Genomic DNA, 14831 nt, shown 5'->3' with positions numbered 1-14831 from the left:
AGGAGTTTATTATGGCAGAACTGAAAGTGAAATCTAATACAGTTTCGGCTGTTGATTTATTTAAATGTATATTTGCAATTTGTGTAGTCGCAATTCATACAATGGCATTTAAGGATCACGGTGAATCAGCTTATTTCGCATTCACATATTGTATTACTTCTTTTGCGGTACCATATTTTTTCGTATGTAGCGGATATTTTCTGGGACGTAAAATATATAGGAAAGATTTACAAAAAAGTGATTATAGATTGATTATAAAAAATTATGCACAGAGACTTTTAAAACCGTATTTAATATGGGGATGTTGGTACTTTCTTATTGTTTTGGTAAATGAAATAGTAAGAAACCACAAAAATGTTATTGAGGCGTTAAAATCAGGTATACATAATTGGATTGTAAGTAGCCCTGGGGGGGGGGATTATGGTATGTTCAAGCTCTCTTGATTATGCTCATAATCTTGTATTATTGCGATAAACACAGATCTAAAAAAATTGTAGGAATTGCTGTTGGTTTGCTAGTGTGTTTTTTTATTCCAGATATTTTAAAATTTATTAAATTACCATTGGTTGATTTAGTTGTTGGAACATATAATAGTATTTTTTTAACAACGAATAATTTTGTGTGGTGGGGAATTTATTTTTTTATTGGAATATTGCTTAATGAATCGAGATTTAAAGAAAAATATAGTTGTTTTAAAGTGAGTTATCAGTGGATGATTGTAATTGCAATTTATTTGATATATATGTGTGTATATTGGATTTTTGGAAAAAAATTTTTGATAGTTTCTCATCTTTTAAAATTGATAATTGTTGGAATTGTGTTTATTACGACATTAAATACGAAACTTAATTTAAAGGTAGAGTCAAGCCTTTATATGCGAAAAATGAGTGCGATTATATATTTTACTCATTTTACATTGGTTTATGCTTTTCAATTTTTGTTTAAAATAATTGGAATATCTTTGGAAACAAATTATACGTTTGAATTTGTTTTGTGTACAATTAGTGTAATTGTATATTCTCATTTTATAATGAATTGGAAGGACGGAAAAAATTTCTTATCAGGATTATATTAAAAATTGTAATGGAAGGAGAGAAAATAAAGTGGAACCAGTAAAAGCATATGCCTGTTACCTAAGGGATGATAATAAGCGTATGAATAGTTCATCTGGTGCAGTATTTTCTGCGTTGTCTTCATACATTTTTTCAGTAAATGGTGTTGTGTATGGTGTTGCGATGGCAGATGATTGCTGTTCGGCAGTTTTTATTTCTGTGACAGATGAAGAAGGATTAAAGAAACTCAGGGGATCAAAATATCTTCAAGCGAAGATAGGTGATACATATAAAAATGTAAAAAAAGATTTATTAGATGGAAAAACAGTATTATTTACTGGAACTGGATGCCAAATTAATGGATTAAAGAATTTTCTTCAGAAAGATTATAACAATCTTATATGTGTAGACGTAATTTGCCATGGAGTTCCATCTCCGGAATTATGGAGAAAATATGTATATTATCAGGAAAAAAAGAATAAAGGGAAATTAGAATATGTTAATTTTCGGTGTAAAGATGAATCTTGGACAAACTTTGGCATGAAAGAGATAATACAAGGGAAAAAACTGAAAAAGAAGTTTATTTCTAAGGATATTGATCCCTATATGTTAATGTTTCTTAGGGATTATTGTCTCCGACCTTCTTGCTATGAGTGTATTGCTAAGAAGGTAAAAAAATCTGATATTACTATTGCAGACTTTTGGGGAATTCATAGAGTTGCTACAGAAATGAATGATGGAAAAGGAACATCGTTAGTATTGATTCGATCCGAGCATGGAAAGCAGGTATTTAATTTAATTCGTGACAAGATGAAATGGAAAGAGGTTTCATATGAAGATGGGGTGAGAGGCAACCCTGCAGAATATAGTTCGCCTAGTCGTCCTAGTCAAAGAGATACTTTTTTTGGAGATATGGCGAATTTAAATTTTAATGAACTTGCTTCAAAATATGCCGTACCTACTAGTGAGGCAAAGAAGATTGAACTAAAGAGAAAAATAAAACATATAATTGCTCCAATTATTCGAAATCGGGGGGGTATAATATCTATAATTATGGCGTTTTGTTTATCTTCGATTTTGAATAAACTATAATATAAGAGCAAAAGTTGGTGGTTAAAAGTGGAAAAAGAAATACCTGTGTTATATAAAAGAAAAGAAGAATGTTGTGGATGTTCGGCCTGTTATGCAGTTTGTCCGAAAGAAGCTATATTGATGGTAGCGGATGATGAAGGCTTTGAATATCCGCAAATAGAGGACAGCAAGTGCATTCGTTGCTATCAGTGTATAAAAGTTTGTCCATTTAAATCTAATTAAAAAAGATTGTGAAGAAATCAATTATTTATTATGCAGAACAATTAAGTGGAAGTCCACATATTTTTCAGTATATTGATTTAGATGATTTGAAAAATATGATGTTTATATAAACAAATAATTATAAAAGGGGTAAAAGTAAAAAATGAAAACAACATTATTGATCATGGCGGCCGGTATCGGTTCACGATTTGGTGGAGGAATTAAACAGTTAGAACCAGTTGATAATAATAATCATATTATTATGGATTATTCAATCCATGATGCGATTGAAGCAGGTTTTAACCATGTAGTATTTATTATCCGTAGAGATATTGAGGAAGAGTTTAAAGAAGTCATTGGTGAGCGAATCTCAGGAATATGTGAAAAACATGGTGTGACTGTAGATTATGCTTTTCAGGATATTAATGACATTCCGGGATCATTACCAGAAGGAAGAACAAAGCCTTGGGGAACTGGTCAGGCGGTTCTTGCAGCAAAGAATGTATTACATACTCCATTTATTGTAATTAATGCTGATGATTACTATGGTAAGGAAGGATTCAAAGCAGTTCATGAGTACTTAGTAAATGGTGGAAAGTCTTGTATGGCAGGTTTTGTGTTGAAGAATACATTATCAGATAATGGTGGAGTAACTCGTGGCATTTGTAAGATGGATGATTCTAATAATCTGACAAAAGTTGATGAAACAAAAAATATTGTTAAAACAGAAAATGGAGCAGAAGCAGACGGTGTCATTATCGACATAGACTCATTAGTATCTATGAATATGTGGGGGTTAACTCCAGATTTCTTAGAAGTACTAGAGGCTGGTTTTAAAGAATTTTTTGAAACGGAAGTTTCAGAGAATCCATTAAAGTCTGAATATCTGATACCAACATTTATTGGTGAATTACTTGAACAAGATAGAATATCTGTAAAAGTTTTGCGAAGCAATGATACTTGGTACGGTATGACTTATAAAGAGGATGTTAAAGCTGTAAAAAATAGCTTTAGAAAAATGTTAGAAGATGGTATGTACAAAGAAGATTTGTTTGCAGATCTGTAAGAAAAGCTTGATAACTTTTCAAAATATCGAATTTGATAAATAATTATAGGATGTAGATATTACATAAAAATCAGAACAGAGGAATCTGCTAACATAGGCCAGTGTCTGCGGATGGTAATTCCTCTGTTTTAAACACATGTGATTAGATTAACATGAAAATGAAAGGAAACGGTATGCCTGGAAGATTAAAAAAGAAACCAGAATATAATCCAGAACTTCAATTTAATAATTTTCTTCAAGAGTTAAGGGATGCCTATGAAGAAGCAGATTCTTTAAGATCACTGGCAGATGAGTTAAATATTAGTCTGCTTAAACTCCGCAAGCTACTTATTACTGCAGATGTATTCACATCAGATATATGTACAGAAATCAATGATCTGCACCAGTCAGGAAAAAAGATTCCAGAGATTATGAAACTCACGGGTCTTTCCAGAGCATCGGTTCATTCCTATCTGCCCTACACTAAGGGACTGTATAACGCAGCAGAGATAAGTCTAAATGCGGAGCGATGCCGGACATATAAGATTCGACAAGAGCAGGTTCGGCTTTTACGGGAAATGCCATCAGAAGAAAATCTGTGGCAGGCTGTTATTGCATTTCAGGATTATCCATTTAAAACGGCAACAGGATTACCATTCTGGTATAAATTAAAGGTTGGTAAAAACGGAGAGTATAACAGAGAGTTGCTGATAGACCGAAGAGAGAAAAGTAAGAGCCTTGCCTGGAGTAGTGTGGTGCTGGCATTTGAAAATAGTAAGAGGGTTTCAGAAGAAGTGAAGAAACCGAAGGCACTTGGAGATATTAGAGGAGTTTCATATATTTATCCGATATTATGGCGATTTGGCTTGATCAGAGTTCCGGAAGCAATAGAGAAGAAAATGGGAAAGCAGAGATAAATCCCTGCTTCATTGCTTACGAGTGATTAGATTAACATGAATATATTAAAGAGTTTCTCGTAAGATAGAAAATGCATCAATGATTCCTTGCTTATAGGCAATCCGTATATATTCTATAGATGAAATGTTTTCAGCAGTGATAGCGGCATCAACAGTGTCCCATTGTTGAGGAGTTAGATTAAGATCCCGTATTTTTTCATTGGCTTTATTACATTTTTTCTGAGTTTTTTGATATTTTTTATCTTGTCTGAGTGCGGCAGGTAATCCTGTTTCCATGCGAAAAGAGGCAAGCTGATCCAGAATACTTTCTGATGATGTCAGACTGTTTTTAGGATTATGAATGAAATATTCTGTGAATGTTTTATAGAGATTCTTTTTTAGTTTCTGTTCTTTTTTGCTCATTAGATAAATTCCTCCTTAAAGTTGTACAAGTAAATAACGGTATAACGTTAATTTATCATCAGTTTGCGGAAATGTCAACGGCACACCGTTAATAAACGAAGGAGAAATCATTTATACTGAATATATATTGTGATTTAAGGAGAATTTGCATGACGTATTCAGATGCCATAATAAAGAGATTGACTGATCTGTGTGTTGAGAGAGGGATAACGACAAATAAACTTGCTACATTGTCAGGGATTACGCAATCAACGCTTAATAGTATGATGAGAGGAGAAACAAAGAATCCAAAGCTGAAGACTTTGCGTAAAATTGCTATGGGATTTAATATGACCGTTTCTGAGTTGCTGGATTTTCCAGAGATGAACGAAATGGAATTTGAGGATGAATGAACAAAAATATGTTCGGGAAAATTAAAAAACGTATTGACTTACGAAAATTTGTTCGGTATAATTACTTCTATCAGAAACGCAACGTTTCCGATAGAAAGGTAAGGTGAAAAGATGCGGCATAAAAGCGAAGAATTGATGAAGCAGATTATGGATTATGCAGAACAGTTTCAGTTGCTGAATCATCGTTCACCTTATACCAGCGAAATCGCAGATGCGCTCGGTATAGTCAAGAGTACAGTATACAAGTACCTTGTTGCTATGAATGACAGAGGAATGTTAAGCTACCGCAATGGGGAGATTGTTACTGAGAGAACGAATAAAATATCTCTACTTACGAAGCCAGCGGCAGTACTTGGGTCGGTATCCTGTGGTATGCCGCAGCTGGAGGAAGAGTACATTGAGGAATATGTTTCTCTTCCTGTTTCGTTGTTTGGAGAGGGTGAGTTCTTTATCTTGCGGGCCAGTGGAGATTCTATGATTGGAGCAGGTATCAACAGTGGAGATATGATTGTGATTCGGAAGCAGAGTACAGCTTCAGATGGAGACATTGTTGTAGCACTTGTAGATAATGAATCCACATTAAAGCGGTTTTTCCTTGATACAGAAAGAAGGTGTGTACGGTTGCATCCGGAGAATCCAAAGTACCCGGATATTTATACACAGAATTGTACTGTTCAGGGTGTTGCTGTTCATGTGATCAAGTCATTGGAGTAGATGATATGGACAGTAGCAGGTGTAGGTTGCGATGAGATTGTCAGAGCCAATCCCAGGGGAAGATTATATAGCAGGTGGCATGGCTTCGGTGCTACGGAATCGCCTGCTATTAACTCATCAACGGTTTTCATTTCCCTTATCCGTTTGAGTGATAGTTTGTGTAGATATTACTTGGAGGATTATTGATGAGCAAAGAACCATTATTTGTTACATGCCCGGTATGCGGCAAAGTGAACCAGAAAAGCCTTTTTACCTATTCAGAGGTGCGTTGCCAGAGATGTCATAGAGAGCTGACAGCATTTGCAGATTTGGGTGTAGTTGTTGGTATTGATATGAATAAGAAGCGGTCGAAGGAAGAAGTTGATCGCTTAGAGATGTATATGTCACATCTGGTAGGAGTTCTCCGGGATACGGAAGAATGAGAAGAAGTAAAGTATAGTGATACAATTTAATATGCAGGAATGAGAATATCTGTGAATCTGTAATATTAGACGGCAGGAATCTTCACATACAGCACGGATATTCAAGAGTTTGCTGAACGTGTTGGAGATGGCACAGAAACATCAGGAACCCGGCAAAACATATGCAAGAAGTTTATGGGGATAGTATACCTATATATTATCAACATAGCGATTAAGCATAGTGTTTTGTCGGGTTTTTGCGTTTTTATACCAGAAAATGGATAATTAAAGTGGACAGAAATAATTTCTTGTGATAAACTCAGTATGTTAAGAAAAATAAATAATTTACATAAAGAAAAGTTTATTTCTATAAGACTACAAATATTTAGCCTGGAATAAACAGTACAATATACATACTTGAGGATGATTTTACATAGTTGGAACTTGAGTCTTACTATGCACATTTTTAGTATGTAAGGAGATTACTGTTTATTTCAGGCTTTTTTATTTCCCAAAATATAAAAGAAAGGGGGTACTGCATGTCTACGAAAGAAAAAAACATGGATGCAAGAATTGCGTTTGGCAATTCTCTAAGTGAGAAACGTAGAGAAAGTGGTTTTTCGCAGGAAGAGCTTGGACTAAAGATTGGAAAAAGCTCTAATGCAGTATCCCGGTATGAAAATGCAGAGAATACGATGGATGTACATACCTTTGCAAAAACTGTAAATGCTTTAAAAGCAAGTCCATATGAATTACTTAAAGATTTAGAAGTACCAGAACCCGATAGTAAAATAGTGTCTTTGTTCTTCCAGATACAAAGATTAGATAAGAATAAAAAAAAGTTTGCATTATCAATGGTGGAATCCATGCTTGATAATCTGGCAGGTCTTTAAAAATTTAAGCCTAGCACTTACTTATAAAATATGAGTAGGTGCTTTTTTTGTACAAAATTTTATTTCCACAGATGTGGGGAGAAGTATAAGGATTTCCACACATCTGCCGGGGAAAAACGAAAATGATTATTCTATAATCAAAGCATCAACAGCGAGGTGCTGAAATAAGGAGGACAGAACATGACTCAGGAAGAATTAGAGTTTCGCCGCAGGTGTCCCTACGATGCCTTTGGTGATTATTCAGATGTATTAAAGGAAATCCGTCAGAAAGAAAAAGAGAATAAGACGGATACCGTATCAGTAGTAAATAGAAGTAAATAATGCTGGTTGAATCTTAGCACTGTGATTGTGCAGCAGATTTTTCCATACAGAAGGCAGCAGGCTGGAGCTTCGGTTCCGCTAATAAAAAAAATTAGCGGAATCGGGGTCTATTTAGCTTAGCTGCCTTTCTTTTTGTCACCGGTTCCTGCGAGAAAGGTGGCAATTATGCTGACATTAAGAACACTGAAAGAACTGATCGACACACCAAAGAGAGGAGAGAAACTTCCTACACCGAAGCAGCTTCGTACAGGGGAATCACCGGTAGTTGCTCATAAAATAACAGGAGCAGGAGTGAATGAGGTACATATTATTGTATATCAGTCCGGATATGCGGTTTATGGCATCGGAAACAGAGCAACGGTATTCCCGGTAAATTTGGAACTTGGTTATGGTTATTCTTCTGTGACAGAAAAGAAGAGAAAGGAAGATGAGAAGTATAATACCTGGAATCCAGAGACAGGACTTCGTGAGAAGAAATATTTCTGTGAATTAGAGGAAAGTTTTTTTGAAAAGGAAGAATGGTATCTGCGTCTGATGCTGATTGGCGAGGACCGGCTGGCACATAATCTGGCTACTCGTGATCGGGGACGCTGCATTTCATTCAATGGCATTTCAGAGGATTTTGAAGGAATGGAAGATGAATTGATGGATGTAGAAGAACGTGTGAACCGTCAGCAGATCGCAGAAGAGATGATGAGTGTACTTAGTGATAAGCAGAAAAAAGTAGTTCAGGAATTTTACTGGAATCAGAAAACACATAAACAGATTGCAAAGGAAAATGGAGTAAAGAGAAATGCCGTAACAGAAATATTGAAATATGCTCTTAATAAAATAGAGAAGAATTATGATGAAGATGGCAAAAAAAGATAAGTAAAATGAGAAGGGGAAGCTGCATGTGTAAAGCAGTTTCCCTGTAAGTTTATTTTCAATTCTAAATAGCATTTATATTCTAAAAAATTTTTTTGAAATTTTTCTGACCTTTTGCCCTCTGCCGCCTGTGATTAGTGGAAAGAGGGAAAAGTCATTCAAGACAACATTTCTAAATGATTTAATCCCAATCCACCGTACCTTGATAACTGAATAAAAGGTCAGAGGAGGATGAAAGCTCAGCTACGCATTTTGCGGCCAGTGGAAGTTCTCTTCTGATCGGAAATGCTCAATCCTTATTTTTGTTATGCCCGGTTCGCCGGGCGATGACAGTAGACCATGCGTCGGAGCTTTTGCTTTTGCAGGTTCCGGCGTATGACTGTGCTGTCATCAGTAATGATTTTGGCACAAATAATTTAAAACGGGGTGATGCCTATGATTTGATTGTATCAGACAGGTGAAAGCCTGTAAACCGGTAACAGAAAAAATAAAGCAAAGTGAGGTATTGAGAATGAAAGGGACATTGAAAAGAGTAATGTCTGGAGTATTATCTGTTATTACGATTGCAAGTGCTGTGGCACAGCCAATGACTGCTTATGCAGCAGAACCGGAAAAGGCAGCTTCTTCTTTTGAAGCACAGTATCCGGAACTGGAAGCGGTGAAAGATAAACTGGCTGCGGATGAGATTTTAACTGCCAATGATTACAGCATTGATTATGGTTCTGATTTTGACATTAAGGTGGATTTTTCCGGTATTGAAGGAATCAATGATGCCAAAGTGAAAGTAGAGCTGTATGAAGCGAAGAATGAGGCAGGAGATGATTTTGACACATACCAGGCAGATACCTATAAAACAGTTTATAAGGTAGAGCCAGTCAGTGGAAATCCTTCTTATCGTATCAGCCGAAATGTAACCGTAAAAGAGCCGGAAACAGAACAGCTGACAGAACCAAATACTTCTGAAAATACCGTCGGTGAAGGAAATGCTGGCGAGACAGAAGATTCTGGTAATGCGGAAGAAGATGCCGATGCAGAAGGGCAGACGGAAATAGTAACTGATTTGCCAGAAGAGGAGGAAGTCACAACAGATGAAGAGTCTGGATTAACTGTTTCTGAAGTAATGGATCAGGCAGAGGATAGTGGTATTGACCTTTATTCAATGGAAGAAGGGGAAGCGGTTACTTTCATGGCAAGGGAAGCATCAAGCCGAAGCACAAAGAAGGTAACTGTGACCAGAGGAGCCTGCTATCAGTATTCGGATTATGGGTATGGAAGCTATCTGACGTATAAGTACACCGTGAAGTTTGGAAATGTTTCTGCAACCGCTTATTGTATCCAGCCGGAGAAATCCAGTCCTGGAACCGGAACATACGATATTACAAAGCTGAGTGACGGTAAGAAACTGGCTAAGGTTTGCTATTATGGAACGAAGGCGGCAGGTGATGAAGGATTCTTTACAGAAGAGAACGGTTATGGCAATTTAAGTGCAGGTGCCAGATTTATTTTGGTTCATCTTGCTGCATCATATGCAAATGGTGGAGATTCCGCTTTTTCCGGAGCAAGCAGCAAAGCAAAAACACTTGCTATGAAATTGTATAACTACTGTATTTCACAGCCGGAGATCCCGGATGTCGATATGAGTTTTTCGGATGCAAATGTAACTGCTTATGTAGATGGCAGCAGCCAGAGAACAAAGGAGATTACATTTAAGGCAGACAAACTACAGAGTATCACGATGAAACTTCCAAGTGGCGTGAAGCTTCATAATGTAACAACCGGAAAGACAAGTAAAGCTGGGGAAGCCGTAGAGATCATTGGTGGAACAAAGTTTTATTTATCAGCACCATTGACACAGGTGCAGGATGTTGCAGGAAGCTGGTCAGCTACGATGAAAGGAAGCGTAACAAAAGACTATTCTGCTTATAAGATCAGCACAGGGTCAGGTTCACAGGATTTAGCACTGGTATTTGGTGAAGGTGTGGATGATGAGAAATATGTGGACTTTAAAGTAACCTGGGTACAGTACGCAAGCGTTAAGGTGATTAAGAAAGATGCCAAGGCGAATGCGAAGCTGGCCGGGGCAGTGTTTGGCTTATACAGCGATGCTAATTGTACGAAGCTGATCACAAAGTTACCGGCAACAGATGCAAATGGTGAAGCGTCTGTACAGATTGTTAAGACACAGGAGACCGTATATCTCAAAGAGATTACAGCACCAAGCGGATACCGTATCAATGCAACCGCTTATAATGTGAAACTGGAAGTCAGCAAGACCACAACTGTTACAGTTCCAGATGAAGAACAGCTGGGACAGCTTACCGTTTATAAAGAAGGTGAGGTACTTGTTGGTGCTGACGTGACAGAGAACGGTACAACATTTAAGTATGAGAAACGTAGACAGAAAGGTGCGGTTTACGATGTGTATGCCGGAGCAGATATTAAAACTGCCTATGGCACAAAAGTTTACAGCAAGGGTGATCTGGTAAAAGAAAATCTGACAACAGATACGAATGGAGCCATCGTTCTTAAAAATCTGCATCTTGGTACATATGTTGTAAAGGAAAAGCAGGCTCCGACAGGATTTTATAATGCTGGAGAGGAGAAGAAAGTGACTCTTTCTTATGCTGGACAAAATGTGGATGTTGTTTTCTCCGAGACAACCTTTACGAACGACAGACAGAAAGCAGAAGTGATTGTTACCAAACAGGATGAAGATACAGAAAATCCTCTGGATGGAGGAATCTTTGGACTTTATGCTGCAAGTGATATTACCAATGCAGATGGTACAGTTGTTGTGAAGAAAGGTACGCTGATCCAGAAAGTGACAACAGGAGCAGACGGTACAGCAAAGTTTACAGCAGATCTGCCACTTGGATTTTCTTATGATGTGAAGGAAGTGCAGGCTCCGGAAGGTTATGTGAGAAATACAGAAGATGTTTATACGTTTGCTCTCTCATATACAAATGATAAAGAGGCAAAACAGACATTTAAGCATACATTCAAAAATGAGCGTGTGACAGCTAAGATTTCTTTGCAGAAGCAGGATAAAGAAACCAAAAAGGCAGTTCCACAGGGCGATGCCACTTTGGAAAAAGCAGTGTACGGACTTTATGCCCGTGAGGACATTGTGCATCCGGACGGTGCGACTGGTGTGATCTATAAAGCAGGAGAACAGGTTGCCACTCTTACGACAGATAAGAATGGACAGGCTTCTGTGGATGGATTATATCTTGGCAATTACTATGTAAAAGAGATCACTCCTCCAACCGGTTATCTGGCAGATGAGGAAGAACATGATCTGGTCTGCAATTACGAGGGGGACCTTGTAGCAGAAGTAAAACGTGATTGTCTGTCTCTGGAGCAGGTGATGAAACAGCCATTCCAGATCATTAAAGCAGCGAACAATGGAAAGACCGATGCAGACTTACTGAAAGGGGCTGGCTTTACCGCTTATCTGGTATCTTCCCTGAAAGTAAATGAAGATGGCAGCTATGATTTTGATTCCGCCAAACCAGTAGTGATCGGAGAAAATGGTGCAACAGAAATCTTTACAGACAAGAAAGGTTATGCCTGCAGTATTGCAATCCCTTATGGAACGTATATTGTCCGTGAGACAACAACTCCGCATAACTATACTCCGGTAGATGATTTTATTGTACAGATTACAGAGAATCATCCAAGCACTCCGCAGGTATGGAGAGTGATGCTGGATAAAGAGTTTGAAGCGAAGCTGAAAATCATCAAACAGGATGACGAGACAAAGAAAGCAGTGCTTCAGAAAAATACAGAGTTCAAGATTTTCAACATGGACACTGAAAAATATGTGGAGCAGGTAACGACTTATCCGACTACGGTAAAACATAAATCCTATTTTACAGATGAGCAGGGATATTTGATCCTTCCGCAGAATCTTAAGATCGGGCATTACCGTATTGAGGAAGTAAATGCACCTTATGGATATACTCTGAATGAGAATTACTATGAGGTGAATGTAGATTCCAATACGGCATATCAGATGGACGGAACTTCTGGCGATGTCATCATTGAGATCGTATATGAAAACCATCCGGTCAAAGGGGAACTGAACATCGTAAAACAGGGTGAGGTTCTGAATGGATTTAAGGACGATTTCACTTACCAGAAAGAAAATCTGGAAGGTGCAGTTTTTGAAGTATATGCAGCTGAGGATATTTACACAGCGGATTTCCAGAAAGATGACCAGGGCAGCCGTATTCTGGAATATGCTTCTGGAGCATTAGTGGGAACGGTTACGACCGATAAAGACGGAAAAGCACAGATTGCTGACCTTCCTCTTGGAACGTATAAGGTTGTCGAAAAGACAGCACCAGAGGGCTTTGTGTTAAACGAAGAGGCACAGACCGTTACTTTCTCTTACAAAGACCAGAAAACACCAGTGATCGAGCAGACAGCAGCTTTTGAGAATGACCGTCAGAAGGTAGAGGTATCCGTAGTAAAACAGGATGCTGAGAACGAGACGGTTGTAGCAGGTGCAGAATTTGGACTTTATGCAAAGGAAGATATTCACGCTCATGGAGAAGTGATTGTGAAAGCAGACACTCTGCTTGGAAAAGCAGTCAGCGATGAAGATGGAAAGGCAGTGTTTGAATCTGATCTTCCATTCGGAAGCTATTATATCAAAGAGCTTGCAGCTCCTGCCGGTTATGTATCTTCATTTGAGACACTGGAAGTAACTGCGAAATATCAGGGACAGGATGTGAAAGTGGTAAAACTGGAATCTATATTTAAGAACCAGCCAACAAAAGTAACATTCAAGAAGTCAGATATTACTACAGGAGTAGAGCTTTCTGGTGCCACTCTTACAGTGCTTGATAAAGATGGAAATGTGGTAGATACATGGAAATCTGTAAAAGGGGAAGAACATCTGATTGAACGACTGACTGCTGGGGAGACTTATACACTTCGTGAAGAAATGGCTCCTTATGGTTATCTGATGGCAGAAGAGATCACATTTACTGTGGAGGATACTGCAGAAATTCAGAAAGTAGAAATGAAGGATGCCGTACCGACTGGAACACTGATCATCAATAAAAAAGGTGAGTTCCTGGACAAAGTATCTGCATTGGATTCCGTTGGTGGCTGGCTCAAGCATCTGTTTGAATATCTCTCTGGTTCCTTGAAAGAGGTTACTTTTGAAGTTTATGCCTTAGAGGATATTAAAGCAGCGGATGGTGAGAGTGAGGATTATTACAAAAAGGATGCACTGGTAGCAACCATTACAACGGATGAGACTGGTGTGGCAAAACTGACCGATCTTCCTCTTGGCAAATATTATGTCAAAGAGAAGGAGACAGCAAACGGTTATGTCCTTGATGGGGAAACCCGTGAGGTTGATCTGACTTACCGTGACCAGAATACTGCGGAAGTTACTTACTCTGCGGACTGGCAGAACAAACGTCAGAAGGCAGAAGTGAAAGTGCTGAAAAAAGCGAAAGATTCTGACCGTGTACTGGAAGGAGCGGTATTTACTCTGTGCAATAAGGATGATATTGTCAATGCAAAAGGTGATGTGATCCTGAAAGCGGATACGGTGATTGAAGAACAGGCTACAGATAAAGATGGAAAACTGACTTTTACTGCGGATCTTCCTCTTGGTCATACCTACTATGTGAAGGAAACTTCACCAGCACCGGGATTTGCGACTACAGATCAGGTACAGGAGTTTACTTTTGAGTATGGTGGAGCTGAAAAAGAGACTCTTTCCTATGAGTTTACTTTTGAAGATGAGGCAACAACCGTAGAATTTACCAAGACATCTCTGACGGATGGAAAAGAGATTGAGGGAGCAAAACTGAAAGTGACTGATGAAAGTGGAAATACCGTGGATGAATGGACTTCCGGAAAAGAGCCGCATATCATTAAAGAACTGACAGTTGGTAAAAAGTATACCATGACAGAGACACTTCCAGCGGATGGCTATGTTACAGCAGAGAGCATTACCTTTACGGTTGAAGATACCGGTGAGGTACAGAAGGTAGAAATGAAGGATGATGTGACAAAAGTGCAGATTTCCAAGACCGATATTTCTGGTAAGGAACTGCCGGGAGCGAAGCTGACAATCCTTGATAAAGATGGAAAGACAGTGGAGAGCTGGACATCCGAGGAAAAACCACACTATATTGAAATGTTTCCGATTGGAGAATATACACTTCGGGAAGAGACTGCACCGGATGGATACCTGGTAGCAGAAGATGTGAAGTTTACAGTAAAAGATACAGGAGAGATCCAGAAAGTAGTGATGAAGGACGAAGTGAAGCCGACGGAAACACCAACAGAGACTCCGGCGGAAACACCAGAAACAACATCAACACCAGAAACAAAAGATACTGAGACAACAAAGACATCTACTTCACCGAAGACAGGAGATAACACACCGATCCTTTTCTGGATTCTGCTTGCAGGAGTTGGAATGGCAGGAGTCGGAGGTACTGTGATTCTCCGCAAAAAGAAGAAAAAATAAGAGATCCTAAGATTTCTTAAAGAGGAATAGGGCAT

Annotated in this window: 14 protein-coding genes; 13 read left to right on the top strand and 1 reads right to left on the bottom strand. The window is 38.4% G+C overall.

What is annotated here, in order from left to right:
- The first annotated feature begins 11 nt into the window (after positions 1–11).
- The 6 genes from OCV60_RS05625 (at position 12) to OCV60_RS05605 (ending at position 4307) form a co-directional block, all read left to right on the top strand.
- Complete coding sequence (locus OCV60_RS05625) at positions 12–443, top strand: acyltransferase family protein (RefSeq protein ID WP_173706480.1); 432 nt, start codon at positions 12–14, stop codon at positions 441–443.
- Positions 444–445: 2 nt separating this feature from the next.
- Positions 446–1075, top strand: coding sequence for a hypothetical protein (locus OCV60_RS13145; protein ID WP_368041939.1), 630 nt, complete (start codon positions 446–448; stop codon positions 1073–1075).
- 28 nt (positions 1076–1103) lie between these two features.
- Complete coding sequence (locus OCV60_RS05620) at positions 1104–2144, top strand: Coenzyme F420 hydrogenase/dehydrogenase, beta subunit C-terminal domain (RefSeq protein ID WP_262529685.1); 1041 nt, start codon at positions 1104–1106, stop codon at positions 2142–2144.
- A gap of 27 nt (positions 2145–2171) precedes the next feature.
- Complete coding sequence (locus OCV60_RS05615) at positions 2172–2366, top strand: 4Fe-4S binding protein (protein WP_081016994.1); 195 nt, start codon at positions 2172–2174, stop codon at positions 2364–2366.
- Positions 2367–2508: 142 nt separating this feature from the next.
- A complete protein-coding gene (locus OCV60_RS05610; protein ID WP_055052958.1) occupies positions 2509–3411 on the top strand; it encodes a sugar phosphate nucleotidyltransferase in 903 nt (300 codons plus the stop codon).
- Between the two features lie 152 nt (positions 3412–3563).
- Positions 3564–4307, top strand: coding sequence for a hypothetical protein (locus OCV60_RS05605; protein ID WP_217798545.1), 744 nt, complete (start codon positions 3564–3566; stop codon positions 4305–4307).
- 45 nt (positions 4308–4352) lie between these two features.
- Here the strand turns inward: OCV60_RS05605 and OCV60_RS05600 are convergent, their stop codons facing one another.
- Positions 4353–4709 (bottom strand): hypothetical protein, encoded by a 357-nt coding sequence (locus OCV60_RS05600; RefSeq protein ID WP_055052957.1) that lies wholly within the window; start codon positions 4707–4709, stop codon positions 4353–4355.
- A gap of 149 nt (positions 4710–4858) precedes the next feature.
- Here OCV60_RS05600 and OCV60_RS05595 point away from each other — a divergent pair, with 149 nt between their 5' ends.
- From OCV60_RS05595 to OCV60_RS05565, 7 genes are all read left to right on the top strand, one after another.
- The gene (locus OCV60_RS05595; protein WP_044987291.1) at positions 4859–5101 is read left to right on the top strand and encodes a helix-turn-helix domain-containing protein; all 243 of its coding nucleotides are present in this window, start codon (positions 4859–4861) and stop codon (positions 5099–5101) included.
- Between the two features lie 111 nt (positions 5102–5212).
- A complete protein-coding gene (gene lexA, locus OCV60_RS05590; RefSeq protein ID WP_055052956.1) occupies positions 5213–5815 on the top strand; it encodes a transcriptional repressor LexA in 603 nt (200 codons plus the stop codon).
- Between the two features lie 185 nt (positions 5816–6000).
- Positions 6001–6237 carry a hypothetical protein gene (locus OCV60_RS05585; RefSeq protein WP_004612933.1) on the top strand — a complete coding sequence of 79 codons (237 nt, stop codon included), beginning with the start codon at positions 6001–6003 and terminating at the stop codon, positions 6235–6237.
- Between the two features lie 518 nt (positions 6238–6755).
- The gene (locus OCV60_RS05580) at positions 6756–7109 is read left to right on the top strand and encodes a helix-turn-helix domain-containing protein (protein ID WP_055052955.1); all 354 of its coding nucleotides are present in this window, start codon (positions 6756–6758) and stop codon (positions 7107–7109) included.
- Between the two features lie 180 nt (positions 7110–7289).
- Positions 7290–7430 (top strand): hypothetical protein, encoded by a 141-nt coding sequence (locus tag OCV60_RS05575; RefSeq protein ID WP_167338126.1) that lies wholly within the window; start codon positions 7290–7292, stop codon positions 7428–7430.
- Positions 7431–7595: 165 nt separating this feature from the next.
- Positions 7596–8300, top strand: a complete 705-nt coding sequence (locus OCV60_RS05570) for a sigma-70 family RNA polymerase sigma factor (protein ID WP_055052954.1) — start codon at positions 7596–7598, stop codon at positions 8298–8300.
- A 508-nt stretch (positions 8301–8808) separates the two neighbouring features.
- Entirely contained in the window at positions 8809–14796 is a 5988-nt protein-coding gene (locus tag OCV60_RS05565; RefSeq protein ID WP_055052953.1) for a SpaA isopeptide-forming pilin-related protein, read from the top strand.
- Positions 14797–14831: the final 35 nt, after the last annotated feature.

Source organism: Coprococcus ammoniilyticus, from assembly GCF_025567345.1.
Lineage (GTDB): Bacteria > Bacillota > Clostridia > Lachnospirales > Lachnospiraceae > Coprococcus > Coprococcus ammoniilyticus.
Note: the sequence above shows the minus strand (reverse complement) of the source record. Positions and strands in the feature narration are given on the sequence as shown.